Origin of the sequence: Lentzea sp. (assembly GCF_036380075.1) — a bacterium.
Taxonomy (GTDB): Bacteria; Actinomycetota; Actinomycetes; order Mycobacteriales; family Pseudonocardiaceae; genus Lentzea.
Window position 1 is genome coordinate 13,391 of the sequence record NZ_DASVFL010000067.1, and the last position, 24,995, is coordinate 38,385.

General features: G+C 70.7%; 26 protein-coding genes and 2 tRNA genes. 9 read left to right on the top strand and 19 right to left on the bottom strand.

Annotated features, from left to right (window positions below):
* The first annotated feature begins 13 nt into the window (after positions 1-13).
* The 4 genes from VF330_RS08055 to VF330_RS08070 are packed head-to-tail and all read left to right on the top strand — an operon-like array spanning position 14 to position 5,451.
* Positions 14-952 (top strand): prephenate dehydrogenase, encoded by a 939-nt coding sequence (locus VF330_RS08055; RefSeq protein ID WP_330850872.1) that lies wholly within the window; start codon positions 14-16, stop codon positions 950-952.
* Between the two features lie 9 nt (positions 953-961).
* Entirely contained in the window at positions 962-2,506 is a 1,545-nt protein-coding gene (locus tag VF330_RS08060; RefSeq protein ID WP_330850873.1) for a fibronectin type III domain-containing protein, read from the top strand.
* A gap of 19 nt (positions 2,507-2,525) precedes the next feature.
* A complete protein-coding gene (locus VF330_RS08065) occupies positions 2,526-4,247 on the top strand; it encodes a hypothetical protein (RefSeq protein WP_330850874.1) in 1,722 nt (573 codons plus the stop codon).
* Between the two features lie 19 nt (positions 4,248-4,266).
* Positions 4,267-5,451, top strand: coding sequence for a thiolase family protein (locus tag VF330_RS08070; protein ID WP_330850875.1), 1,185 nt, complete (start codon positions 4,267-4,269; stop codon positions 5,449-5,451).
* 4 nt (positions 5,452-5,455) lie between these two features.
* Here the strand turns inward: VF330_RS08070 and VF330_RS08075 are convergent, their stop codons facing one another.
* From VF330_RS08075 to VF330_RS08095, 5 genes are all read right to left on the bottom strand, one after another.
* Positions 5,456-6,169 carry a GbsR/MarR family transcriptional regulator gene (locus VF330_RS08075; RefSeq protein WP_330850876.1) on the bottom strand — a complete coding sequence of 238 codons (714 nt, stop codon included), beginning with the start codon at positions 6,167-6,169 and terminating at the stop codon, positions 5,456-5,458.
* A 10-nt stretch (positions 6,170-6,179) separates the two neighbouring features.
* Positions 6,180-6,341: a DUF397 domain-containing protein gene (locus VF330_RS08080; RefSeq protein WP_330850877.1), complete on the bottom strand. Its 162-nt coding sequence runs from the start codon at positions 6,339-6,341 to the stop codon at positions 6,180-6,182.
* A gap of 10 nt (positions 6,342-6,351) precedes the next feature.
* Complete coding sequence (locus VF330_RS08085; protein WP_330850878.1) at positions 6,352-7,182, bottom strand: DUF5753 domain-containing protein; 831 nt, start codon at positions 7,180-7,182, stop codon at positions 6,352-6,354.
* 82 nt (positions 7,183-7,264) lie between these two features.
* Complete coding sequence (locus VF330_RS08090) at positions 7,265-7,906, bottom strand: putative glycolipid-binding domain-containing protein (protein WP_330850879.1); 642 nt, start codon at positions 7,904-7,906, stop codon at positions 7,265-7,267.
* Entirely contained in the window at positions 7,907-8,077 is a 171-nt protein-coding gene (locus VF330_RS08095) for an antitoxin (RefSeq protein WP_330850880.1), read from the bottom strand.
* 190 nt (positions 8,078-8,267) lie between these two features.
* Between VF330_RS08095 and VF330_RS08100 the strand changes: the two genes are divergently transcribed.
* Positions 8,268-9,581: a BNR-4 repeat-containing protein gene (locus tag VF330_RS08100; protein ID WP_330850881.1), complete on the top strand. Its 1,314-nt coding sequence runs from the start codon at positions 8,268-8,270 to the stop codon at positions 9,579-9,581.
* 77 nt (positions 9,582-9,658) lie between these two features.
* On the opposite strand, the gene VF330_RS08105 is transcribed toward VF330_RS08100, so the two are convergent.
* Together VF330_RS08105 and VF330_RS08110 are read right to left on the bottom strand one after the other, a co-directional pair.
* Positions 9,659-10,876: a thioester domain-containing protein gene (locus VF330_RS08105; protein ID WP_330850882.1), complete on the bottom strand. Its 1,218-nt coding sequence runs from the start codon at positions 10,874-10,876 to the stop codon at positions 9,659-9,661.
* A 310-nt stretch (positions 10,877-11,186) separates the two neighbouring features.
* The gene (locus VF330_RS08110) at positions 11,187-12,392 is read right to left on the bottom strand and encodes a DNA cytosine methyltransferase (RefSeq protein WP_330850883.1); all 1,206 of its coding nucleotides are present in this window, start codon (positions 12,390-12,392) and stop codon (positions 11,187-11,189) included.
* Positions 12,393-12,454: 62 nt separating this feature from the next.
* Between VF330_RS08110 and VF330_RS08115 the strand changes: the two genes are divergently transcribed.
* Positions 12,455-13,213 (top strand): hypothetical protein, encoded by a 759-nt coding sequence (locus VF330_RS08115; RefSeq protein WP_330850884.1) that lies wholly within the window; start codon positions 12,455-12,457, stop codon positions 13,211-13,213.
* A 9-nt stretch (positions 13,214-13,222) separates the two neighbouring features.
* On the opposite strand, the gene VF330_RS08120 is transcribed toward VF330_RS08115, so the two are convergent.
* On the bottom strand, positions 13,223-14,515 hold the full coding sequence (locus VF330_RS08120) for a hypothetical protein (RefSeq protein ID WP_330850885.1): 1,293 nt from the start codon (positions 14,513-14,515) through the stop codon (positions 13,223-13,225).
* Between VF330_RS08120 and VF330_RS08125 the strand changes: the two genes are divergently transcribed.
* The gene (locus tag VF330_RS08125) at positions 14,495-14,686 is read left to right on the top strand and encodes a hypothetical protein (RefSeq protein WP_330850886.1); all 192 of its coding nucleotides are present in this window, start codon (positions 14,495-14,497) and stop codon (positions 14,684-14,686) included. The genes VF330_RS08120 and VF330_RS08125 overlap by 21 nt on opposite strands.
* Before the next feature lie 134 nt (positions 14,687-14,820).
* Here VF330_RS08125 and VF330_RS08130 read toward each other — a convergent pair whose 3' ends face one another.
* On the bottom strand, positions 14,821-15,033 hold the full coding sequence (locus VF330_RS08130) for a hypothetical protein (RefSeq protein ID WP_330850887.1): 213 nt from the start codon (positions 15,031-15,033) through the stop codon (positions 14,821-14,823).
* Between the two features lie 66 nt (positions 15,034-15,099).
* Here VF330_RS08130 and VF330_RS08135 point away from each other — a divergent pair, with 66 nt between their 5' ends.
* Positions 15,100-15,957: an NAD-dependent epimerase/dehydratase family protein gene (locus VF330_RS08135; protein ID WP_330850888.1), complete on the top strand. Its 858-nt coding sequence runs from the start codon at positions 15,100-15,102 to the stop codon at positions 15,955-15,957.
* Here the strand turns inward: VF330_RS08135 and VF330_RS08140 are convergent.
* Positions 15,902-16,813 (bottom strand): ribonuclease Z, encoded by a 912-nt coding sequence (locus VF330_RS08140; protein WP_330850889.1) that lies wholly within the window; start codon positions 16,811-16,813, stop codon positions 15,902-15,904. The genes VF330_RS08135 and VF330_RS08140 overlap by 56 nt on opposite strands.
* Before the next feature lie 23 nt (positions 16,814-16,836).
* Between VF330_RS08140 and VF330_RS08145 the strand changes: the two genes are divergently transcribed.
* Positions 16,837-17,658 (top strand): serine hydrolase domain-containing protein, encoded by an 822-nt coding sequence (locus VF330_RS08145; protein ID WP_330850890.1) that lies wholly within the window; start codon positions 16,837-16,839, stop codon positions 17,656-17,658.
* Here the strand turns inward: VF330_RS08145 and VF330_RS08150 are convergent.
* The 9 genes from VF330_RS08150 to VF330_RS08190 form a co-directional block, all read right to left on the bottom strand.
* Positions 17,642-17,977, bottom strand: a complete 336-nt coding sequence (locus VF330_RS08150; RefSeq protein ID WP_330850891.1) for a hypothetical protein — start codon at positions 17,975-17,977, stop codon at positions 17,642-17,644. The two genes, VF330_RS08145 and VF330_RS08150, sit on opposite strands and share 17 nt — an antisense overlap.
* Positions 17,978-18,041: 64 nt before the next feature.
* Positions 18,042-18,884, bottom strand: coding sequence for an SAM-dependent methyltransferase (locus VF330_RS08155; protein WP_330850892.1), 843 nt, complete (start codon positions 18,882-18,884; stop codon positions 18,042-18,044).
* 139 nt (positions 18,885-19,023) lie between these two features.
* A complete protein-coding gene (locus tag VF330_RS08160) occupies positions 19,024-19,875 on the bottom strand; it encodes an endo alpha-1,4 polygalactosaminidase (protein WP_330850893.1) in 852 nt (283 codons plus the stop codon).
* Between the two features lie 76 nt (positions 19,876-19,951).
* Positions 19,952-20,024, bottom strand: a tRNA-Arg gene (locus tag VF330_RS08165).
* A 42-nt stretch (positions 20,025-20,066) separates the two neighbouring features.
* Positions 20,067-20,156, bottom strand: a tRNA-Ser gene (locus VF330_RS08170).
* Positions 20,157-20,311: 155 nt separating this feature from the next.
* Entirely contained in the window at positions 20,312-22,255 is a 1,944-nt protein-coding gene (locus VF330_RS08175; protein ID WP_330850894.1) for an acetoacetate--CoA ligase, read from the bottom strand.
* A gap of 91 nt (positions 22,256-22,346) precedes the next feature.
* On the bottom strand, positions 22,347-23,102 hold the full coding sequence (locus tag VF330_RS08180; RefSeq protein WP_330850895.1) for an ESX secretion-associated protein EspG: 756 nt from the start codon (positions 23,100-23,102) through the stop codon (positions 22,347-22,349).
* Entirely contained in the window at positions 23,099-24,388 is a 1,290-nt protein-coding gene (locus VF330_RS08185; RefSeq protein ID WP_330850896.1) for a PPE domain-containing protein, read from the bottom strand. The genes VF330_RS08180 and VF330_RS08185 overlap by 4 nt, the downstream gene beginning before the upstream one ends.
* Positions 24,385-24,927, bottom strand: a complete 543-nt coding sequence (locus VF330_RS08190; protein WP_330850897.1) for a hypothetical protein — start codon at positions 24,925-24,927, stop codon at positions 24,385-24,387. Before VF330_RS08190 ends, VF330_RS08185 begins: the two co-directional genes overlap by 4 nt.
* Positions 24,928-24,995 lie beyond the last annotated feature (68 nt).

Here is a 24,995-nt window from a genome sequence, read left to right on the forward strand (position 1 = left end):
GAATGATGGGCGCGTGCGAGACGTGTGCGTGATCGGACTGGGACTGATCGGCGGCTCCGTGCTGCGGGCCGCCAAGGCTGCCGGGCGCACGGTGTGGGGTGCGACCGCGAGCGGCGAGGACGCGGACAGGGCGCGTGCCGAGGGCTTCGACGTCACGACGGTCGACGACGCCCTCGGCCGCGACCCGGAGGCGCTGGTCGTCCTCGCCGTGCCGCTGCCCGCGCTCCCCGACCTGCTGCGCAAGGTGCCCGAGGGCACCCGGCTCACGGACGTCACCAGCGTCAAGGGGCCCGTCCACGACGCCGTGCACCGGTACGCGAAGAACGTGCGGTTCGTCGGCGGGCACCCCATGGCCGGCACGAGCCGCAGCGGCTGGGACGCGGGCAGCGCCACCCTCTTCCGGGACGCGGCCTGGGTCGTCACGCCCGAGGAGGCGGACGACCACCTCAACGACGTCATCCGGCTCGCGCTCGACCTCGGTGCCCACGTCGTGCCGACGACGCCGGAGGAGCACGACGAGGCCGTGGCGCGGATCAGCCACCTGCCGCACATCATGGCGGCGGTCCTGGCGGCGGTGGGCGCCGGCGGCGGGCCGTTGGCGATGGCGCTCGCGGCGGGCAGCTTCGGCGACGGCACGCGGGTCGCGGGCAGCAGGCCGGAGCTGGTCCGGGCGATGTGCGAGGGCAACAGGGACGCGCTGCTGACGGCCGTCGACGACGCGCTCGGACGGCTCGGCGCCGCCCGCGGGTCGCTCGCGTCCACCGGCGGTCTGGCGAAGACGGTCGAGGCGGGTCACGAAGGTCGCAACGTGCTGGTCAACCAGCCGAAACGCACGGCGGTCACCATCGACCTGACCAAGCCGGGCGCTCTGGCGGCGCTGCGGAACCTCGGGTCGCGTGGAGGACGGGTGGTTGGGCTGAACGGCAGCACCGCCTCGGCGGAAACGTCGTAAGGTCGCCCGATGGATCGACGGACGCTCGCCGGCGGCGTCGGTGGGCTCGTGCTCGTCGTCGGTGCCGTCGTGGCCCTGCGCGCGGGTGACGCGCCGGACACCCTCAAGCGGGAGATCGCCGACGGCGTCGAGGTCGTGGCCCTCCAGGAACCGACCAGGCCGGCCAACGCACGGGTCCAGGCGCTGGACGCCGACGCGCTGCAGGTCGCGTGGAACGGTTCCGCGTCCGCCTACGAGGTGCGCTGGAACGGCAACCAGCAGCTCGTGCCCGGTCCCGAGGTGGAGCTGCCCGGCCTGAACCCCGACGACGAGGTCGAGGTCGAGGTCAGGGCCGTCAGCGCGACCGGCAGGCGGTCGGAGCCGCTCAAGATCGCCGCACGCCCCGCGGACCTCTACGACGACCGGTGGGACGACCAGCTCGTCGGCCAGGTCGACAGGTTCGACGGACCGGAGGCGCTCGACCCCCGCAAGTGGCGCGTCGAGGCCGAACCGGAGTGCCTCGGGCTGCGGCCGTTCGGTCCGGGCAGGCGCGTGGACGTCGACTGCCCGATGGCGTCGTTCCAGTCGAACACGCCCATCCGGTTCGGCGTGCCCGCGGGCGACGGCGCGGTCGGCCGGGCGATCATCAGCGTCGCCGGTGCCGTCGAGTCGAGCCACGTGCGGCTCACGATGCTGCCGGACCCGTGGCAGTACCTGAAGGAGACCGACGCGCAGCCGAAGGGCGCGGTGAGCCTCGACATCACCACGCAGGGCACGCGGATCATCGCCGACCCCGACCTCCCCCGCACCGCCAAGCAGGTCCCGCTCGGCGACTCGCAGATCACCGGGCTCGTCGCGGGCGTGCGGCACCGGTGGGAGATGCGGGTGCTGCCGGACGCGGTCGTCGCGCTGCGGGACGGCGTCGTGGTCGCCTACGAGCCCGTCGCGATCAGCACCCCGCTCGTGCACCCGCGGATCCGCATCGACGGCGGCGGCTTCCTCGACGCGTTCGGCGTCGGCGGCGTGCCGGAACGGGTCGTGCCCACCGAGGTCATCCCGCTCGTGCAGGACGTCGAGGTCCCACACGACGCGGTCGCCGCGAAGGTCGTCACGCCCCGGCCGGGCAACCAGGTCGAGGTCACCGACGTCGCGGCGAGGAAGGTCGCGGCCGTGCGGGACGCCCAGCTCGTGGTGATCCGCAAGCCCGAGAGCCGTCCTCAGGCGCTGCCGCGGCTCGCGGATCGCCCCGGCGGGATCAAGACCGGCGGACCGCGGCTGCACGTCATGCACGAGGACGGCACCAAGCCCCCGCAGAAGCTGCCGGCCACCGGACGGGTCCTCGTCACCGCCGAGGTCAACGGCATCGGCCACCGCGGCATCGAACTGGAGCTGGACGGAAAGCGGATCGTCGCTCTGCCCACGAACGAACAGGGCGACGCCGTCCCCGGCAGGCACGAGTTCTGGCTCGACGCCGGGAACCTGGCCCCCCGGTCGCTCGCTCGGCTCAAGCTCAGCGTCCTTCCGGCGGACCACGGCGAACCCGTTACCACCGAAACCGTGTTCGAGCTGGGGTGAACGCCCTAGCGTGACGGCTATGAAGCGGGTCGCCTTCGCCGTTGCGGGCCTCGCGCTGGTGGTCGGCGTGGTCCTGCTGCGCGACACCGGCGAGAGCGAGTCCGGCCTGCCCGCGGCTCCCCCGCCGCCGACCAAGCTCAAGCCGTTCGTCGCGGAGCAGGTGCTGGCGCCGAGCCCGCAGGGCCGTCCGGCCACGCCGTCGAACGTCGTCGCACGCGGCCGCCACCACCGGATCGCGGTCACCTGGACCGGCGACTCCCCCGCGTACGAGGTCCGCTGGGGCGACCGGGTCCGGCTCGTGACGCGGCCGGGCGTCCAGCTCAACGGCCTGGAGAACGGGCGCGAGCAGCAGATCGAGGTCCGCGCCGTGGACGCGTTCGGCCAGCGCTCCCAGCCCGCGCGGACCGCGGCGACCCCGAACGCCGACAACGCGCCGTACACGTTCGTCGACCGCTTCGACGGCTCCGACGAGCCGGACCTCGGGCGGTGGCGGCTCGCCAAGCGCACCGACTGCGCCCGCGCGACCTCCGGCGACAGCGAGGACCACGACCGGCTCGTGATCAGCAGCAGCTGCGGCACCCGCGCCGTGACGCTGCGGTCGCGCACGCCGTTCGTGCGCAACGACGACGAGAGCCGGTTCGTCGTCGAGACCGACGCCCCGAGCACCGGCGGCAAGCTGCTGCTCGACCTCGTGCCGGGTCCGGTGAGCGTGCAGGGCGACCCGGTGCCGCCGAACGCGATCCGCGCGACCGTCTCGACGGACGTGGCCGGCAACTCGATCGTCGAGCTCGTCCCGAACGGCACCCCGGCCAAGGCCGTCCCGGCCGCGCTGCCGGGCGTCACCACGCGCTGGGAGATCGTCCTGACGTCGAACGGCGTGCGCGTCGAACGGGATGGCGAGGTCGTCGCCACCTCGCCGTTCGTGCCGCAGTGGCGCGAGGCGACGGCGCTGGTCGGCGTCGCGGCACTCGCGGGCGACCGGGTCCGCGCGGGCGTCGACCTGATCGGCTACCGCGCCGCGAAGTCCGACGCGCCACCCGTCTCGCCCACGCCGCAGGTCCGCGTCGACGGGCCGACGTCGAGCCCCACCCCGATCGAGGGCGTCACCGCAGTTCAGCTCCGCATCGCACTGATCCCCTCGCGGGAGGGCGACGCGCTCACCACGATCAAGGTCAACGGCGTGGACACCCCGCTGCGACCGGCCGTCGAGGGCACGCCGTGGAAGCCCGGCGCGGAGTACCCGGCCGTCGCCGACCTGCCGAAGGAGGCGTTCACCGAGACGGTGAACGTGCAGCTCCCCAGCCCCGACCGCATCCAGGTCACGCACACCGACGTCGAACTGACCGGCGCGATGGACGTGCCGCAACGCCAGCCCGGCACGCCCCTGGTCGACGCCAAGCCGACGCTCGCCGACCCGGTTCCCGAGGTCCTGGACGCGGGCGGCCAGCCCATCGAGAGCGGCGCCGCGTTCACCCGCGGCCGCGTGGTGCTGGAGGTCCGCGTCAACGCCCTGGACTCGGCCGTGGCGGGCCTGGCCGGGTTCGAGGTCAGGATCGACGGCACGCACGTGGCGACCGTCCCGACCACGGCGGATGGACCGGCCGCCGCGGGCCGGTGGCGGCTCTCGCTCAACACCGGGACGATGTCCGCCGGTGCGCACGCCATCGAGGTGAAGGCCTTCAGCACCGAGTCCGGTGTGGACCCCGAAACGGGTTACGTCCCCTTTTTGCTCAAGGCGTGAGTGCCCCAAGATGGGGTGCATGGCTCGCGCATTGATCATCGACGCCGCCCGCACGCCGTTCGGCCGCTACCGCGGTGGCCTGTCCGGCATCCGGGTGGACGACCTGGCCGCACTGCCCATCGTCGACCTGCTGCGCCGCTACCCCGATCTCGACCTCGCGCGCATCGACGACGTGCTGCTGGGCGACGCCAACGGCGCCGGCGAGGACAACCGCAACGTCGCGCGCATGGCCGCGTTGCTGGCGGGGCTGCCGGTCTCGGTGCCGGGCGTGACGCTCAACCGGCTGTGCGCGTCCGGCGGCGAGTCGATCATCCAGGGCGCGCGGGCGCTGCTCGCCGGTGACGCCGACCTGGTCGTCGCCGGTGGTGTCGAGGGGATGTCGCGGGCGCCGTTCGTGACGGCCCGGCCCGACAAGGCCTTCCCCGACCGCTTGGAGACCGTGTCGACGGCGCTGGGCTGGCGGCTCGTGAACCCGCGGATGCCCAAGCACTACACCGTGCCGCTGGGACTGGCCGCCGAGACCGTCGCGCACGAGCTCGGCATCACCCGCGACCAGATGGACACCTTCGCCCTGCGCTCGCACCGCCGGGCTGCGGCGGCGTGGGACGCGGGCGTGCACGAGGGGTTCGCGTTCCCCGTGCAGCTGCCGGACGGCACCGCGATCCGGCGCGACGAGAACGTCCGCGCGGACACCAGCGTCGAGAAGCTCGCCAGGCTCAAGCCCGCGTTCTCCGAGAACGGGACGGTGACGGCCGGCAACGCGTCCCCGCTCAACGACGGCGCGCTGGCGGCGTTGCTCGGCACGGAAGCCGTCGCCGAGGAGCTGGGCGTGGACCCGCTCGGCGAGGTGCTCGGCAGCGCGACGACCGGCGAGGAGCCGCACCGGTTCACGATCGCGCCCGTCTCGGCGATCCGGAAGCTGCTGGGACGCCTGCACCTGGAGGCGTCGCAGGTCGACCTGTGGGAGATCAACGAGGCGTTCGCCGCGATGGCGCTCTCGGTGCTGCACCACCTGCCGGAGATCGACCGCGAGAAGGTCAACGTCCACGGCGGCGCCATCGCCTACGGCCACCCGCTCGGCGCCTCGATGCCGCGCGTGATCGTCGACGTGTGCCGCCACCTGCGGTCGCGCGGCGGCGGCATCGGCGTCGCCGCGGCGTGCGTGGGCGTCGGCCAGGGCGTCGCGGTGGCGGTGCGCGTCTAGCTCTTCAGGGCTTCGGGTGCAGGATGTCCCGCGCCTGCTCGGCGGCGCGGGTGATCGCCTCGGACACGAAGTCCAGGAACCGCGCGATGTTCTCCAGCCGCGTCGCGGCCCGGGTGCCGGGCCCGAGGCTGCTGACACCCTGCCGCGCCGCGTCGGCGAGCTGCGTCGTGCCGGCGGCGCTCGCGATCATCGACTGGTACCAGATGTCGCCCTCGTCGACGACGTACCGGTCGCGCCGCCGCTCGTCGCGCACGCGCCCGATCAGCCCCTGGCTCTCCAGGTACGACATCGCCTTGGACACCGACGCCGGACTGACCTGCAGGTGCGCCACCAGCTCCGCCGCGGTCAGGCTGCCCGAGTCGGTGGCGTAGAGGCTCGCGAGCGCACGGGCCGTCATCTTCGGCAGGCCCTGCGCGACGAAGATCCCGGAGAACACCTCCTCGAACTCGCGCACCGCCGCCGGGTCACGCCCGTCCACGCGTTCCAGTGCCTGCCGGCTCCTGGCCGACGCCGGCTTGCGCCGCTGGGCCCTGCGCTCGGTGGCGAGGTGCGCGAGATCGGCCTTGTACCCGGCCGGACCGCCGTTGCGCATCACCTCGCGCGTGACGGTCGAGGTGGGACGCTCCAGGCCGCGCGCGATCTCCGCGTAGGCGAGGCCGTCGGCCAGGCCGAGGGCGATCTGGCGGCGTTCCTGCTGGGTGAGTCGGCCTCCTGGCATGCCCAGGAGCTTAGTTTTGCGGAGCCTTCACCACGCTCAGGAACGCCGACCAGGCCTGGCCCGACACGGGCAGGTGCGTGGCCGGCGCCTTGCTGTCGCGGATGCCGACGCCCTGGCGCACCTCGACGCAGTCGTTCACCGGGCTGTAGCTGCTCTTGCGCCACGCGGACATGCGAGCCCCCTCAAGCCAGGATGCTGGTGATCAGCCTCCTCGATTCTTCCGCATCCAAGGCTTGGCGGTCGAGCAACTTGATCACCTCGGCATACGTGCCGAGCGAGGCTTTGTCCTCGATGAAGAGGCTGGTGTTCTCGGTTTCGGTGAAGACGACCGGCTCGTACTTCTCGTAGCCGAGGTAGTAGAAGGAGCCGGAGAGGCCCGCGTGCGCCCCGAAGGAGATGGGCACGACCCTCACGCTGATGTACAGGCGGTTCCCCATCGCCAGCACGTGGAGCAGCTGCTCCCGCATCACCGCCGGTCCCCCGACGGGGAGGCGGAGTGCCTGTTCGTGCACGTAGAAGACGAACTGCCGGCTGTAGTGGAAGATCCTCTGCCGCGCCGCCTTCGCGGCGATGACCTCTTCGACCTCCACGGTCTTCGCCCTGACCGACCGCTCGATGAGCGCGCGGGTGTACGCGGGAATCTGCAAGGGCCCCGGGATCAGGTTCATCGACCACATGGTGATCTCGTTGGCGAGGCGTTCCTGCTCGACCAGCGACCGCACCTGGTCCGGGATCCCGTCCTCGGGGAAGACCAGGAACCCGTTCTTGCGGGTCTCCTTGAACAGCGCCATCAGGCGGCGGCCCTCGTCGGCCTCCACCCGGCACAGGCCGAGCAGCATGGCCACCTCGACCTCGGTGACCCCGCCCTTGCCCCGCACCAGGTCGGAGACCTTCGCCTCCTCCCAGTCGAGCAGCTCGGCGATCCGCCGCTGCGTCAGGCCGGTGGACCGGATGGCGTCGCGGACGCCATCACCGAACGAGCGCCCCACCACGCTCGAGAATCGTTTCGGCATGGCGGCAAGCTAGAAGGCATGGCGAAGCACTTCCATCGTTCGGAGGCGACTCGCCACGAAGGAAGTACTTCTTGGAGGGCTTCTAAATCCGCTTCGAGATCAGCGGGTAGTCGACGACCAGGCCGTTCGCGTCGACCTTGATGTTCTGCTCGAAGCCGCCGCTCTTGAACCGCACCACCGAGACGTCGTCGCCCACCGACACCGTCTTGTAGGTCTGGGTCACGGCACGCACCGACAGGTCGGGCAGCGACACCCGCACGACCGGCAGCGCGTGCTCGCCCGGCTCGCGGTGCAGGCCGAGGCGGCGGATCGGGATGGCGTTGAACAGCACGGCGAACTGGACGTCGACGTCGAGGGCGCCGTTGAACGTCTCGCGCTTGCTGCCCTGGCCGTGGTCCACGAGCCAGGCGCCGTCCTCTGTCCGCGAGAGGGCGCACTGACGCTCCTCCAGGACCGTGGCCGTGCGCAGCAGCAGGCGGGTGACCTGGCCGCTCTCGCCCACGGACACCTCGAACGAGGCGTTGAACTGCTCCTCGGGTCCGGCGGCGACGAGGCGACCGGACGCGCGCAGGCGCTGGTCGCTCGACAGCAGCAGGCGGACCTGTTCGAGCCGTGGCTCGTGGAGGCCCTGCCAGGTGATCATCTCCGGCCGGCGGGCAGAAGGAGAGCGGGTCTCCGCACCGGAGGTGGCCCGCTCAGCGTCAGTGGTGTTGAAGGAGTTCACTCATCCACCTGGAAGGATGTCCTTGATCTTCTCGGCGACCGAGTCGACCTGCTCTTGGTGACCGAACTTGCCCGCGACGAAGCCCGCCGCGGCGTCGATGCCCTGGTCGACCTTCTCGTGGTTCTGCTCGGCCAGGTCAAGCGCCTTGTTCTTGATCTCGTCGAAGTTCATGTGGTGCTCCTCCGCTCCTGACGCAGGGTACCCGAGCGGGCCCCGCGTGTTGATAGCCGCGATCACGCTAACTGCGCCTGGACAAGTCGGCTGTGCGAAACGGAAGATGTCGGGTGCCGCCGCCTGGTCGGCCGCCGTCGCGGCCAGAACCAGGAGGACACGCCACATGACACGGCTCCTGCGTGGAGTTATGTCCGCAGCACTGCTGTTGCCGCTCGTCGCCCTCCCTTCGGCCCACGCCACGGCCGACGTCCAGGGGAAGGCGCAGTTCGCGGTGACCGCCACCGCCACGAACGTCGCGGCTCGCAGCGACCGCCGTCCCGTCGCGGGCGGGGTGCACGACAAGCAGGCCGGCAAGACGTTCATCTCGTGGGCCGGGCAGTACGAGGACAGCTACGTCCAGACGTACGACCACCGCCGGTCCACGTGGTCCGCACCCAACCGGATCGCCGACGGCGACGCCGACTCGCACAACTACCCGACCATGGTCCAGGCCGCGGACGGGCACCTGCTCGTCTTCCGCGGCATGCACAACGTCGAGCTGAGGATGTCCCGGTCGCCGCAGGCCCACTCGGCCGACGGCGTCTGGGAGGAGACGCTGATCTCGAAGAACGCGGCGACGTACCCGATGCCGTTCGTCACCCGTGACGGCACGATCTACGTCTTCTTCCGCGAGACGTCCGGCGACCTCGACCCGGCCGTCCCGACCGACACACGTCCGATGCTCTACGTCGTGTCCAAGGACAACGGGAAGACGTGGAAGACCTCCACGGAACTGACCGGCGACCGGTTCGCGATCGGCTCGACGTCCCGCGCGGACAACATGAACGAGATCTACATCGGCCAGCTCCGGCTGGAGGACGACGGCCGGGTGCGGATCGTCTACACGCTCGCCGGTGGCGGTCCCGAGGGCCACAAGCACGACCGCTACCACCGCAACATCTACTACGCGTGGTTCGACCCGAGGACCCTGCACTTCCACTCGGCGTCCGGGAGGGATCTGGGCACCCAGATCAACGACGTGGACCAGGAGCGGCACCTGAAGGTCGCGGAGACCCCGCTGACCCTGCCGAACAACGTCAAGTCACCCGACTACATCCAGCTGGTGGGCACGACGCTGGGCCGTCCGTTCCTGCTCTGGTTCTCCGGCGACGAGGCGGGCGGACCGCTGCACGACCACCTGTCCACGTGGAACGGCCGCGCCTGGGAGACCAGGGAGGTCGCGCGGGGGCTGAGGGTCCGCGACATGGAGGAGATCGACCCGTTCACGTGGCGCGTCTACGCCACCGAGGACGGGAAGCCGAACGTGAACACGTACCTGGTCCGGTTCGGGCGCACGTGGGACGCGGAGACCGTGATCCCGACGGCCAAGCCGGTGCAGCGCGTGGAGGTCGTGGGCGGTTTCCGCGACCCGGCGCGGGCGATCTTCTCGGGGGCGTCCTCCCAGCGGGACGTCGCGGTCGCGGACGGCGACATCACGGTGGCGGGCCTGAGCCGTCGCTAGGAACACCCTGAGAACGGCAAACGCCCCCAGGACCGGCGCGGAACCTGGGGGCGTTCGTCTACGAGGTGCTGACTAGATCAGGCACCGGCCTTCTTGCGGCGCACCACGAACAGCGCACCGACACCGGCGCCGACGAGCACCAGACCACCGACGAGCGGCCACAGGATCGAGGCACCGGTCGAGGCGAGGTTGTCGTCCGTGCTGCCACCCGGAGCCGGGTTGGCCGGGGTGGAGGAGGACGGGGTGGTCGCCGGGGTGGACGACGACGGGGTCGTCGAGGACGGCGTGGTCGGCGAGGTGGACGACGGCTGGGTCGGGACGACCTCGGTCTTCCAGTCGACCTTGGCCTCCTTCTGGACCTTGGCCTTCTGCGGCTGCGCGACGACGAGCGACTGCGCGACGTTGTCGTCCTGGCCGTTGTGCGAGACGAACAGGCGGCCCAGCGCGATCTCGGCCTCGGCCGAGAGCTTGAAGGTGGCGTTGCCGTCCTTCGTGCCTTCCGGCACGCTCACGAAGAACTCGGAGACCTTGTCACCGGTGCCCTTGACGGCGAGCTCGTCGTTCTTCTTCTGCACGGCGAGCGGGTTGCCGGACGCGTCGACGATCGTGACGCCCTCGGGCAGGTTCGCGGTCAGCTTGACCTCGGAGGCCGTGGTCGTGACCTTGAACGGGCCGATCTTCTGGCCGGCCTTGCCGGACTGCGAGGCCGGGTCGATCTCGAGGGTCGGCTTCGGGGCCTGCTCGACCTTGGCGTCGGTGACGAACTTGTTGTACAGCTCCACGACCTCGGCGTCGTTCTTCTTGCCCTTGACGTCGAGCTCGGCGTTGTCCGAGAAGTGCCAGAGCGCGGCCTGCGTGGCGGCGATGACGTCCTGCTTGTCCAGCTTGGCGATGCCGAACGTCTTGCGGATGTCCTCGACCGACTTGTTCGGGTAGGACCGGTTCAGGATCCAGAGGACCTTGCCGGGGTTGTCACCCTTGAACTTGGTGTTGGGGTTCGGGTGCTTGTCCCACGGCACCTCCTTGAGGACGTCGCCGTCCTTGAGGGGGGTCGGCAGCTCGACGCAGTAGGCGAGGACGTTGGTGCGGTCCTTGTCGTCCTCGATGCGGAGCTTGATGACCGAGGTGCCCTGCTTCTGCGCCTTGTCACCGTCCTTGAGCCACACGTCGTGGCCCTGCTCCTGGCCGCCGCGATCCGGCGTGATCTTCACTTCGGCGTGGGCCGGAAGGGCCGAGAACGACAGGGCGGCAGTGGCGCCGAGCAGCGCCGCGCCGATCCTCAACCGGGAAGCCATGGGTCTCCTTGCTCGCGTGAACCAAACCCGAACGCGGGGGAAGTCGTGTCGTCCCGTCGGGACAGTCGGCACGTCGACAGCGACACAGAACCGACAGGAAGCGACCGGACACTAACCGATGGGGTGTCACACGTAAGGGTGAGGTGTGGAGAGCATCACCCACTGCCCGTGACCAGCGGAAAGATACTCAGGGTGTCCACAGTGGATAGGCGTTCGATGCATTGATTTTGTCAGGTGACGTTAGATTCGTTGCCCAACAGTTATCATTTGCCGCGTCCGCTACGGATGATCACCGGGAGCGGTTCAACGGTCAGGCGACCAATTCTGTGACTTCCACCGGACGAATGTCGCCGGGCCGCAGCGAGGTGCCGCGCAGGCACATCTCACGGGGCTCCGGGCGGTCGCCGGTGAGAATCCACCTGGTGAGTCCCGCCAGCTGGTGCGCGATCAACGGCGGAACGGCGTCACCCACGTGGCGGTAGGCGTTCCCCAGAATCGAGACGTCGAACCTGAACTGCTTCGGAAACCCTTGCAGCAGAGCCATCTCGCGGACGGTGCAGAGCCGGTGCTGGACGGGGTGGGCATAGCGCCCGTTCCCGACGTGACCGCATTCCCTCTTGATCGTCCGCGCCGGTTCGTCCCACCACATGCGACCGTAGACGTCGGGGTGCGATCCCCAGTTCTGCTGTTCGACGATCTTGTGTTGTGCAGGATTCAACAACTTCGCCGTTTCGGGTGAACGGAGCAGATCCGCCCACGACCCGCCGTTCGCGGGAATGGCGCGCATTCTTTCGAGGCTGCGGCCCTGGGAAAAGGTCGGCGAGACGTGAATGGGGTCGTCCGGGTCGGCCTGGCCGGCCTCGATGACGGGCAGCTTGCCGATCGCGCGCCGGACCGTGACCGCCGACGGGCGGACGACCCTGCCCTCCCACAGGTCGTCCAGGGTCAGCAGCGGCAGGCCGCCGTCCACGGCCACCATCAGCGTCCGCTCGCGCAGCTGCGGCAGGCCGAAGCGCGAGAGCATGTGCGTGCCACCCCAGACGGAGTACCCGATCCGGGTGAGCTCCTCGGCGAGGCTGTCGAAGTGGTGGCGCTGCTTGCCCTTGACGAGCTCGCGGGCGTTCTCGACGAGCACGACCTTCGGGCGCAGCTCCTGCGCGTACACGGCGATCCGGCCGACCAGCGAGTTGCGCGGGTCGTCGCGGAGGTGGTTCTGCGAGGTGATCCGGCTGAACCCCGAGCACGGCGGGCAGGCGAGCAGCACGTCCAGCTCACCGCGCTTGAGGCCCCAGACCTCGCGCAACGCCGACGGCGACACCCTGGCGAGGTCGACCTCCAGCGGGTCGACGCCGATGTTCGCGCGGTAGGTGTCGTTGCAGCGCAACGACCCCAGCTTCGAGCTGGGCTTGCCGATCTGCGCGTCGGCGGCACCGACCACCCGGAAGTCGCGATGGGCGTGGAAGCCGAAGCTCATGCCGCCCGCACCCGAGAAGATGTCGGCCACCGTGAAGGACACGGCGAGATCGTACGGGCGAGGCGCCGATGGCCTTTCCGTGACATCCCGTACCTTTCCGCCCTATGGAGCTGCCGCGTGCCTGGCAACGGCCTGACCCGTTGCGCGGACTCGACAGGATTTCCTGGGTCGAGGTCTACGACGGCCGCGGCGGGGCCGGTCGGCTGCCCCGCCTGCTGCGCTCCCTGGTGGACCCCGTCGCCGAGGTGCGCCTGGAAGCGCTCTCCTCGCTCGCCGACCGGCTGCTGACCGACGACACGGTCTCCGAGGCGTCGTTCTGCGCCGTGCCGTTCCTGGTGGAGCTGGGAGCGTCCTACAAGGTCGCGGCGGACGTGCGCGATCGGGTGATCTTCCTGCTGGCCGCCATGGCGTTGGCGGGCAAGGGCTTCACCGAGGACGGCCGGCGCACGCACCGCCGGTGGAACGCCCTCGGCCGCGAACTCCCCCGCACGGCTCCGGACTGGCTCACGCAGACACGGCACGCCGTCGCCCAGGGCGCGCCGAAGATCTTCGAGGCGCTGGCGTCGGAACGGGTGGCGTGCCTCGTCGCGCTGGCGTGCGCGGTGCCGGAGAACCTGCCGGAGTTCGTCGGCGGGCTCATGGGCGAGATGGCGGAGCTGCCCGGTGAGGAGATGCTCGCCGACGCCGCCGAGATCGCCACGGCGCTGCTGAAGGGGTCGCCCGAGCTGCTCGGCGTCGACCGCCCCAAGGTGCTCGGCGAGGGGCTGGTGCGTCCGGCGCACCAGCCGCGCGAGGTCGCCGCCGCGTTGATGGGCTACCGGTTCGCCCTCGACTCCGCGTACGGCGACGAGGGCGCCTGGTAGATCGCCTTCCTAGGCGATCACTGCCTCTTCGAAGGTCTCCTCCACCGGAACGGTGTCCTCGACCGCGATGGCGGGCTCCAGGGCGCCGAGACCGGTGCCCCACTCCTGGTCCGCCAGCGCGAACGCCGCGACCGTCAGCGCCGCCACCGGAGCGCCCACGGGCATGTTCTCGCGGTGCAGGTCGAGGTCGAGGCGGCCGCCGATCGGCGACGGGCTGAGCCGCAGCGTGGCGTGCGCGGGCTCGTCGGCGTGCGCGAGGCGGCAGGCCCAGCCGGTGAAGATCACGCGGCGTTCGTCCACCTCGGTCGGCTGCACGGCGCGCACGTTGGCGCCCACGGCACCGGCGCGGTGGTTGTCCGCCGCCTGCAGGACGAGCTCCTCGAACTCCATCGACGAGATGCCGAGGTCCCAGCCGGCGACCAGGGCGACCTGGACGAGCGCGAGCGGCAGGGTCGGGACGGCGTCCTCGAAGCAGACCATCGCGCCGCCGTAGCGGGTGTTGATCTCGGTCGGCAGGAAGCCGTCCTCGGTCGCGATGCCGTCGAGCGTGAACGTGCCGCGGTAGCCGACGGTGCCGCGCAGGTGCTCGCCGACGCGGCGGGCCAGGTTGCGCATCTCGTCGCGGATCCACACGGGCGGGTCGTAGAACGACGCGCAGCCCGCGTAGAGGAACTTGGCCTGGCCCTGGCGGCGCGGCACGACCATCTCGATCGGGCGCAGCACCGCGGTGCCGTCCGGGAACACGATGCCGTGGACGCTGACCGGGATGCCCTCCAGGAACGGCATCACGCGGACCTGGTCGCACTTGGGCGCGAGCACCTCGAAGGCTTCCTTGGCCTCCTCGTACGACCGCACGCGGCGCACGAAGTTCGCACCGCCGTTGATCGCGGGGCCGTCACCGGACCAGACGACGCCCGCGCCGCGGTCCAGGATCTCCGAGGCTCCCCAGAGGCGTTCGAAGTCGAGGTCGAACACCATCGCGGGCGCGCGGCGGGCGCTGAGCTCGTCCCAGAGCGCGTCGATGGTGGTCTTGTTCTCCAGCTCGACCCAGTCGTGCTGCCGGGCGTTGAGCACCGGGCGGCCCTGGAAGTCGCCGATCTCGTTGTAGGGCGTGCTGATCACGACCGCCTCCGCGGCCGCGTCGAACTCGCCCAGGATCGCCTTGACCTCGGCGCTCGGCTTGGTCAGCAGCTTGCCCAGGCGGCGCTGCTCGACGGCGACGAGGCTGCCCTTGATGCCCAGCGAGACCCAACGGGCGATCTGGGAATCATGGAGCGGGGCATGATCATCGGTATCGAGCACGAGCGTATGGCGGGCGCCGAGCGCATGGAGCTCCTGCGCGCGCTTTGCCAGACGCGTCCCACCGGCCAGAACGACCAGCCGGTCACCGAACAACCTGCCGAGGCGCTCGTTGAGCGCTGCGAGAACATGATTCATCGCCGAGAACCCGCTTTGAGAAGAAGCAGAAGATGAACCGGCGATCGCCGGGTGACGCGTAGCGTAGAGCCACCCGGTATGCGTGTCGAAGCACGGTCCGGCAACGGCCGGATGAATCTTGCGACGGGCCTGTCGGCACAGGCTCCGGGGCAAGCGCGTGAGACGGCTTCCTAGAAGCGGGCCGCGTCCCGAAGGACCTGGTCAACGCGGTTGAGGAAGCTCCGCCTGGGGTTGATCGACGGCAGCGGGGCGGTCAGCTCCGCGGGGGCGGGCTCCGGCGTGGGAGCGGCGCCCACGATCTCGGCCACGTTGCGCAGGAACTCCTGCCGCTTGAACTCGTGCACGGCGTGGTCGTGCAGGAGTCCGGCGATGCTCGTGTGCACAGCGCGATGGGGATAACTCACTCGGGTGTTATCGGCTCACCCGGCGGTGACCTTTAGGGTCAACTCGTGCGAGTTCTGGTGACCGGCGCCACTGGGTACGTCGGCAGGGCCGTGGTGCGTGAGCTGCGGGTTCATGGTCATGAACCGGTTGCGTCCCGGCAGCGCCTCTCCGAGCCGTTCGAGCTGACCGATGTGGACGCCGTGATCCACCTGGCGGCCGCGGCCCGTGTGCGGGAGTCATTTCTTGATCCGCTCCCGTACTGGGAGACGAACGTGGGCGGGACGCTCAACCTGCTCAAAGCCCTGAAGGGGCAACGGTTCCTGCTCGCCTCGACCGGTGGCGTCTACCGGCCGTCGGACGCGCCGCTGACCGAGGACTCGGCCAGGGAGCCGTCCTCGCCGTACGCCGCGACCAAGGCCGCCGCGGAGGACCTCGTGGCGTGGACGGCGAGGTCGGGCCAGATCGGCGCGACCACGCTCCGTCTCTTCAACGTCGCTGGAGGAGGTGACGCGGACACCACTCGGGTGATCACGCGGGCTGTCGCGTCCGCCGCCGGGACGGTGCCCGGGATGGAGGTCTACGGCGACGGCACGGCCGTGCGCGACTTCGTCCACGTGCGCGACGTCGCTCAAGCCTTCGTCGTGGCGCTGGAGGCGTGTTCCGTGGGCACGTCGTCGGTCTACAACGTCGGAGGGACCCCTGCGTCCGTGCGGGACGTCCTGGCCGCGGTCGCGGACGTGACCGGCCACGAGGTGCCCGTCGAGTGGAAGCCGGCGCACCCCGGCGAGGTGCGGTTCCAGCGGGCCGACGTGGCGCGGCTGCGCGCGCTGGGCTGGGAGCCGCGGCACTCGTCGCTGGCGGAGATCGTCAGAGACCAGTGGCTCGCTTCGGCACCGGCACCCGGTCCAGGTCCTTCGCGATGACGATCTCCCCGTCGAACTCCGCGGCCGCCTCGGCGTGGAACTCGGCGGGGTCGTCGTAGCGCTGGGAGAAGTGCGTGAGGACGAGCTTGCGGACGTTGGTCTCCTGCGCGACGCGGGCGGCCTGCTGGGCGGTGAGGTGGCCGTGGTCGCCGGCGAGCCTGGTGTCGCGGGCGAGGTAGGTCGACTCGATCACCAGCAGGTCGGCGTTGTCCGCGAGCTCGTAGACGTTGTCGCAGAGCCGGGTGTCCATGACGAACGCGAACTTCTGGCCCTTGCGGGGTTCGCTGACGTCTTCCAGCCGCACCCCGTCCAGCTCGCCCCGGGCCTGGAGCGTGCGGACCCGCGGGCCCTGGATGCCGTGCTCCCTGAGCTTCTCGGGCAGCATCCGGTGGCCGTCCGGTTCGACGAGCCGGTAGCCGAAGCTGTCGATGCCGTGGTCGAGCCGGTAGGCCTCCAGCGTCCCGAACTTGCCGCTGGCGAACACGCCGTCGGAGTCGACCGGCTCCTCCTCCACGTCCGCGGCGTCGTAGAACGCGCTGGCGTGCCGGAGGCGTTCGAAGAAGTGGGCGCCGGAACGCGGGTAGTGCGCGTGGACGGTGTGCGGGACGCGGTCCAGGCTGAGCCGCTGGACGATGCCGGGGACGCCCAGGCAGTGGTCGCCGTGGAAGTGGGTGATGCAGATCCGGGTGATGTCGCTCGCAGCGGCGCCCGCCCGCAGCATCTGCCGCTGGGAGCCCTCGCCGGGGTCGAAGAGCAGGCCTTCGCCGTCCCACCTGAGCAGATAGCCGTTGTGGTTGCGCTGCCGCGTGGGAACCTGGCTGGCCGTTCCCAGGACGATCAGTTCCCGGACTGTCACACCCTGACGTTAACGTCTGTGCCATGCGGAGCGTGGAAGTGGCGGCGTCGTGGCCTGTCGGGAACGTGGCGGTGGCCGTCGTCTCGGACGGGGCCGTCGTGGGTTCTCTGGGTGATCAGCAGCGCGTGTTCCCGCTCGCGTCCGTCACGAAGCTGCTGACGTCGTACGCGGTGCTGGTGGCCGTCGAGGAGGGCGCGGTCGAGTGGGACCAGCCCGCCGGGCCTCCAGGGTCCACTGTGCGGCACCTGATCGCGCACACGGCCGGGTACGCGTTCGACAAGGCCGAGGTGCAGGCCGAGCCCGGCACGCGGCGGATCTACTCCAACGCCGGGTTCGACGTGCTGGCGTCGTTCGTGGGCGAGGCGTGCGAGATGCCGTTCGCGACGTACCTGCATGAGGCCGTGTTCGTGCCGCTGGGGATGAAGTCGTCGGCCCTCGTCGGCTCGGCCGGCGCCGGTGCCGAGTCCTGCGCCGCCGACCTGGCGCTGTTCGCGGCCGAGCTGCTGTCGCCGACGCTCGTCTCGGCAGAGCTGGTCGGCGAGGCCACGTCCGTCGTCTTCCCCGGCCTGAACGGCGTGCTGCCCGGCTACGGCATGCAGAAGCCGAACGACTGGGGCCTGGGCTTCGAGATCCGCGACGGCAAGTCGCCGCACTGGACCGGCACCTCGCACTCGCCGCGCACGTTCGGGCACTTCGGCCAGTCCGGCACGTTCCTGTGGGTCGACCCGGAGATCTCGTCGGCCTGCGTCGCGCTGACGGACCTGCGCTTCGGCCCGTGGGCGGTCGAGGCGTGGACGCCGTTCTCCGACGGCGTCCGCGCCGAGCTGGTCAGTCGGCGAGCCTGAGCGCGAGCTGCCGGAGGATCTCCTGCACGTCGGCGTCCTCGTAGTCGTTCTCGTACGCCTGCGCGACGCCGTGGAAGGCGTAGAGCAGGCCGGCGGTGAACCAGCCGAACTGCGACAGCACCTGGTCCATCGCCTGCTTGAGGGCCTGCGCGCCGGCCTCGTTCAGCTCGCCGTCGACCTTGACCTCGTAGCTGAACACGCCCTCCTGCAACGACTTGAGGGCCATGCGCAGGTAGTCGTTCGATCCGGCGCCGTCGTAGGTGAGCGTCAGGACGCCGAGCGCCCGCTGCATGATCTCCCGCTGGTCCACAGCCGCCACTCTGCCTCGTCGCCCGCCGCGGACAAAGGGCCCGGCACGCATCGGCGCGCCGGAGCCCCCTCCGTCAGGCCGGCTTGCGCGCGACCCACCGCGCGACCGAGAAGACCCCGGCGGCACGGGCGGCGTCGAGCACGCGCTTGCCGTCGTGGATGACGGTGTTCTTCTCGCCCTCGTAGTCGCCCCAGCCCTGGCCGTCGTCCGGCGGCGTGCTGCCCCAGCACTCGACGCCGGCGTAGAGGTCCTCGGACACCTCGACGTCGAACCCGGCCGCCACCATCAGGTCGCGGTAGCCGTCCAGCGTGCCGAGCTCGGGGATGGAGATGACCTCCTCGACCGGGCGGATGAACTCGGCGATCTGCTCGGGCGTCCGGTGGTCGCCGAACGGCCGGGCGATCCAGTCGACGCCGACAAGGCACGCGCCGGGCTTGAGCACCCGGAAGGCGGCCTGGAAGAAGGCGCCCTTCTCGGGCAGGTGGCAGACCGACTCGTAGAAGCTGACCATGTCGAGCGAGGAGTCCGGCCACCACACGAGCGACTTGTAGTCCTCGTCGCCGACGGTCAGGAACGCGGTCTTGTCGCCTTGTCCCCGCTGGTCGGCGTACTCGCGGGCCTGCGAGGAGAGCCACTCGTTGTTGGAGATCCCGACGACGTGCGCCTGGGCGATCTCGGCCATGTAGACCGTCGTGCCGCCGACGCCGCTGCCGAAGTCGAGCGCGGTCCCGCCGGCCCGCAGCCCGGCCGCGTCGACCTGCTTGCGCGCCAACGCCTTCGCCGCGTCCTCCGGCGACAGCCCCGCCTGCTCGGCCGCCAGGTCGCCGTGGTGCCAGAACTGCCCCATGAGCGCGTGGTACGCGGGCCCGGCGTGGTCGTAGTACTCGCGAACCTGCTGCTCGACAGTGGTGTTCACCAGTTCCGGCCTTTCAGGATCTCTGCTCCAGCAACGGCGAGGGGCAACGTAGTTCCCGATTCAACGACTTGTCCACGACCGGTGCGCGGCAACGACGACCTGCGATTTTCGGTGCTGTGATCACCGGCACGTCCTCGGCTCAGCAGTGGTCGAACGCGTAGTCCCTACCGCCCGCCGCCACGAGCAGCCGGTCGCGCAACGTCGTCGTCGCGGGCGTCTCCGGATCAGCGCACACGTCGCGGAAGGTGCCGCGCAGGTCGTCGGTGTACTCGATGTCGAGCACGTGCGTCCCGTACACGCCGGTGTAGGACGAGCACTCGCTCCAGCGGTGGCACTCCTCGGTCACCGCGAAGTCGAAGCCCACCTCGGACCGCCCGCGGGCCGCCTGCTCCGCGGAGTTCTTCTGCCCGATCGCGAGGCCCTTGCCGTGCGCCCGGTCCGCCAGCGCCTTCGCGTACGCGAGGTTGTCATCGGCCGTCAGCCGGCCGTCCGACCGCAGGAACGAGTCGAGGTTGTCGATCTCCACGGCCTGGAACCCCTTGGCGGCGCACCGGTCGACGGTCGCCCCGAAGATCGCCGCCAGCTCACCCCTTGCGGCGGGCGTCGAGGTGTCGAGCAGGAACTCGTCCGGCCACTTCGGATCGTTGACGGGCTTGCCCGACGAGTCCTTCAGCACCAGGTGCGCGCGCTCGGTCAGCCACACGTCCCGTTCGCCGGGCTGCGACTGGAACCCGTTGACGTAGCAGACGGAGTAGAGGCCGGGCGCGGGTTCGGCGGTGCTGTCCCGCACCACGAGCGTGACGCCGCCGGGCGGCGGGTAGGCGGCGCCGAGCTGGTAGTCGAGGACCGCCTTCTCCGGTGGGAGCCGGACGCCCTGTGCGGTCGGCGGCGCCGAGGGCTTCGGTCCCGGGGATTCGGACTCGGGTTCGTCGGCGCAGCCGGAGAGGACGAGTGCGGCGAGTGCGATGCCGAGGAGAGAACGGAGACGCACGGAGAACTCCTCGGTGGAAATAGTCGGCTCACGACGAAGCCCCGGCCAGACCGAAGTCTGACCGGGGCTTGTCCAGTGCGCTCGGCAGGATTCGAACCTGCAACCTTCTGATCCGTAGTCAGATGCTCTATCCGTTGAGCTACGAGCGCGTGCTATTCAATTATAACCGAACCCCTGGAGGCTCGGCCTTGCGGAGGCTCCGGGATTTGAACCCGGGATGGGGGGTTACCCCAAACCGCATTAGCAGTGCGGCGCCATAGACCAGACTAGGCGAAGCCTCCCGGGACCATCCTCGGCCACGACGCATAGGTTACACAGGTCTTCAACGGAGTTGCAAAACACCCCCCTCCCAACCCCGTACGCGCTGGTCAGAGCACGTGCGGAGGGCGGGAGAAGGGCGTTAAATGCCTGGTCGGCGCGTGCGAAGTGACCTAGATCATTCTGAAGCGAGTTCCAGGAAGGGCCGCAGCGACTCTGGATTGCGCAGCGCTCCCCTGCTCACGGCCTTCTCCGGGTCGGCGCCTGCCAGGATCTTCTTGACCGGGACCTCGCACTTCTTGCCGTTGAGGGTCCGCGGAATCTCGGCGACGGCGACGAACCGGTTCGGGACGTGGCGCGGGGAGAGCGCCGAACGCAATTCCCGGCGCAGCACCGGTTCCACGTCGGCGAGCGGGACGCCGTCCAGGACGACGAAGCAGAGCAGTTCGCCCTCGGTGACGCCGGACGTGTCGATCACCAGCGAGTCGGCGACGCCGTCGACGGACTCGACGACGCGGTAGAACTCCGAGGTGCCCATGCGGACGCCGCCGCGGTTGAGGGTCGAGTCGGAGCGGCCGTAGATCACCGCCGAGCCGCGCGGGGTGATGCGGATCCAGTCGCCGTGGCGCCAGATCCCGGGGTAGGTGTCGAAGTACGCGTCGCGCAGCCGCTCGCCCGTGTCGTCGCCCCAGAAGAACACCGGCATCGACGGCATGGGCTTGGTGATCACGAGCTCGCCGACCTCGTCGTCCAGCGCCGCGCCCGCCTCGTCGAAGGCGAAGACGGAGGCGCCGAGGGCGCGGCAGGACAGCTCGCCCAGCCACACCGGGCGGTCCGGCGAGGCGGCCACGAAGGCCGTGCACAGGTCGGTGCCGCCGGAGACCGAGGCGATCTGGACGTCCTTGCCGACGGCGGAGGCGATCCAGCGGAAGCCCTCCGGCGTCAGGGGCGCGCCGGTCGAGCCGACCACGCGCAGGCCCGTCAGGTCGTAGCTCTCCGACGGGTTGAGGCCGTCCTTGAGGCACGACTGGACGTACGGCGCGGACGTGCCGAAGTAGTTCACGCGGTGCTGTTCGGCCAGGTGCCACAACGTGTTCAGCGACGGGTAGGCCGGGCTGCCGTCGAACAGGACGATCGTGGTCCCGACGAGCAGGCCGCCCACCAGGTAGTTCCACATCATCCAGCCGGTGGTGGTGAACCAGAAGAAGCGGTCGCCGGGGCCGAGGTCGCTGTGCAGCGCGAGCATCTTCAGGTGCTCCACCACGATGCCGCCGTGGCCCTGGACGATGCCCTTGGGCAGGCCCGTGGTGCCGGACGAGTAGAGCACCCACAGCGGGTGGTCGAACGGCACCGGCGTGAACTCCAGAGCCGCGCCCTCGTTGTCCGCCAGCAGCTCCGCGAACGACAGGGTGTCCGGCAGCGTCGCGCCGTTGTCCAGGTAGTCGACCAGGACGGTGGCGCGCAGGCCGGGCAGCTGGGCGCGGATCTCCTCGACGACCGGGCGGCAGTCGAACGACCGTCCGTTGTAGACGTAGCCGGAGACGGCGACGAACACCGCGGGCTCGATCTGGGTGAACCGGTCGGCGACGGCGCGGGCGCCGAAGTCCGGCGAGCACGACGACCAGGTGGCGCCCAGCGACGCGGCCGCCAGGAAGGCGATCAAGGCCTCGGGGGCGTTCGGCACGAGTGCCACCACCCGGTCGCCCTGCGAGACGCCGAGAGAGGCCAATGCGGCCCGGAAAGCGGCCACGCGCGAACGCAGCGCACCGAAGGTCAGCGAGGAAGCGACGCCGTCCTCGCGGTGGAAGATCACGGCCAGGTCGTCGTCGCCACCGCGGCGCAGCGCGTGCTCGGCGTAGTTCAGCGTCGCGCCGGGGAACCACCGGGCGCCCGGCATCTCCGCGGAGCCCAGCACGCGTTCGGGGGCGGAGTGGAACCGGACGTCGAAGTACTCGGCTATGGCGCCCCAGAACCCCTCGAGGTCGGAGACGGACCACTCCCACAGCGACTCGTAGTCGGGGAAGTCGTGGCCCCGCCCGGCGAGCCAGGAGCGGAACTCGGTCATCCCGTTGTCCCTCGTGGGGTCCGGGCGCCACAGCAGTTCGACGTCGGTGTCGGTCATGCCCCATGTCTAATCGAGGCACCACCGCACGTCCATGTGTGATTGGCGGACTTGCGGTAGCCCACCTGTGTGGAACGACCTGGGGGTGGACCTAGCCCGCGGCCAGCAGCTCGTCGACCGCGCTCGTCAGCCGGCCGGCGTCCGCCGGGGCCAGCACGAGCCAGCCGTCCTGCTTGCGGAGCAGGTAGCGGCCCTCGCGGGTGTCGAGCCACGACACCGAACGGCCCGTGGGGCGCGGCACGCCGTCGCGGTTGCGGGCGGTCAGGCCCAGCTCACCGCCGCCGATGCGGGACGTGACGAGGCGCAGCAGCGTGTGCGCCTCCGGCTCGCGGACGCCGACGCCGCGCAGGACGTCGAGGAACGCCTGCTTGCCCTCCTGCTCGCCCGCCTTGCCCGCGCGCACGTAGTCGTCCCAGCGCACGTTGACGGCGCGGCCGGTGCCGGGCGCGAGGCCTGGCAACGATGACACCGTGGCCGAGGCCAGCGAGGTCGGGCGGAACGGGTAGAGGTGCACCTCGCCGTTGACGCGCGCGGCGAACGCGCCGCCCCAGCCCGCGCAGGCGATGCCGCGGGCCAGTTCGGCGCCCTTGAAGTACGCGATCTCCAGCGCCCGGTCGAACTCGCCGAGCCCGGCGACGAGCGCGCGGAGGTCGGGGTCGGGGCGCTGGATCGTGCCGAGACGGCGGGCCAGCAGCGTCTGCGAGCTCGCTTCGACGAGGCGCTGCCGTGCCGCCCTGGTCGCCCCGACGTGGGGCGTGCCGAGCGGCACGGTGCGGTCCTCGCCGTGCACGGCTTGCCACAGCAGGAAGAACTCCTGCGAGCTCACCGTGAACTGGCGTTCGTTCACTGACCGATCACCGGCGGGGCCGCCTTGCGGTCCACTCCGAAGACGTTGTCGTCCTCTTCGAGGTAGCTCGCGCTCTTGTGCTCGCGTGCGTCGTCACGGCCACCGGCACCGCCGGCCGCGGCCATCGGCGCGCCACCCATCGCGAGCGGGTTCTGGAACGCCTTGGTCTGGTTGCCGACCGCCTGCGACGAGGCGGCCGCCGCGGCACCGGCGCCACCACGTGTGGTCTCGTTGACGCCCGCGACGCCACCGCCGACACCGGGACCGCTGGGGCCGCTCGCGCCACCGCCGCCCTGGTTGCCGGCGCCGGAGTTGAACGGACGGGCCATGCCCATGCCGCCGCCGAAGCCGCCACCACCGCGACCGCCGCCGAACCCGCCGCCGCCACCGCCGCGCGACGAGGTGCTCGTGGTGCCGCGGTTCTGGTTGTTCGCCGTGCCGGCCGCCACGGGCGCGGTGCCGCCACCGGCACCCGCGCCGGCGCCGGTCGTGTCGGGGGTGCCCGGCGTGCGGGTGCCGCCGAGGTCACCGCCGGTCGGCGTCGGGTTGATCGGGTTGACCGGCGGCGTGAACTGCTGCGGAACGGTCTGGTCGACGGCCGCCGAGTTGCGCTGGAACGCCGCCATGACGTCCGCGGCACGGCGGTGCGACGCGTCGTTGGCCGCGAGGGTGTCGACGGGGCTGGTGCCGATGGCGTCGAAGTTCGCGAACTCGCCGGTCGGCTGGGCCACGCGGGCGATCTGCGGGTTCGCCACCGAGCTGAACCCGTCGACCTGGTCGACCGTCAGCAGCCTGTCGCGCAGGGCGGGGTTGACCGGGGTGACCGGGCTGATCGCCGCGTCCGTCGGCACGGGTGCCGCGGGGGCCTGGGGAGGCGGCGGCATCGCGGCGCGGGCGGCCTCGACGTTGGTCGTCTCGGTCGTGATCGCCGCGGAGACCTTGGTGGCGTAGTTGGCCGTGTCGTCGACCCAGTTGGTGACCTCGGTGAGGCCGTCGCGGGCCAGGCGCGCCGAGTCGCTGTCCCAGCCGACGCTCGAGTCCTCGACGGCCTTGAGCAGGTTCGCGCGCACGCCGGCGATGTCCTCGCCGATCTTCGCCCAGTTCGTGGCGGCGGCCTGGGCACCGGCGAGGTTCACGCCCGTGTGCACCATGTTGTAGAGCTGCTCGTGCGTGTACGTCATCCAGTCGACCGGCTCGTGCAGGTCGTTGCGGTCGTACTTGCGGTCGTCGCCGTGGTGCGACCCGTTGCCGTTGCCGCCCTTGTTGTTGTTCGATCCGTAGCTCACCAGGACCCCCCGGCGTTCTTCATCGACTTCTCTGCTTCTTCCTCGACGTCGCGCATGGTGTCCCTGTTGCGGCTCAAGGCGTTGCTGATGTCGTCGAGGACCTTGAAGAGGTCGAGCAGCGCCTTGGCGGCTCCGGAGTCCTCTCCGACGGCGAGGTCGGCGAACCGCGCGCTGATCGCCTTGGCGACCGGGTTCTCCCCGAGCTGCAGCGGCGTGGCCAGCTGGTCGGTCGCGCGCTTCCACAGGTCCATGACCTGGTCGCGGGCGGCGTCGACGGCCTTGATCAGGGCGTCGGCCGCCTCGAAGTCGAGCGTCAGCTTGCCGCTGTCCGCCGCTTGGTCGAGCTTGGCCGCGGCGTGGCTCGCGTCCGCCTTGTCCGCCAGCATCTGCTGCTGGAGGGCCGGCTTGGCCGCCGCCAGCTGCTCAGCCGTGATCGGCACGGTGGCCGACGTGGTCGTCGTCGTAGTCGGATCGGGCGTCACCACCGGCGCCGCCCCCGTGCCTGTCGTCGTCCCACTCGTCCCAGTGCCTTCAGCCATCCCTCACAACCCCCTGCACTGCATTAACTCGTCACCGCAGCACTGGGCGTTACCGATCACCACACCCA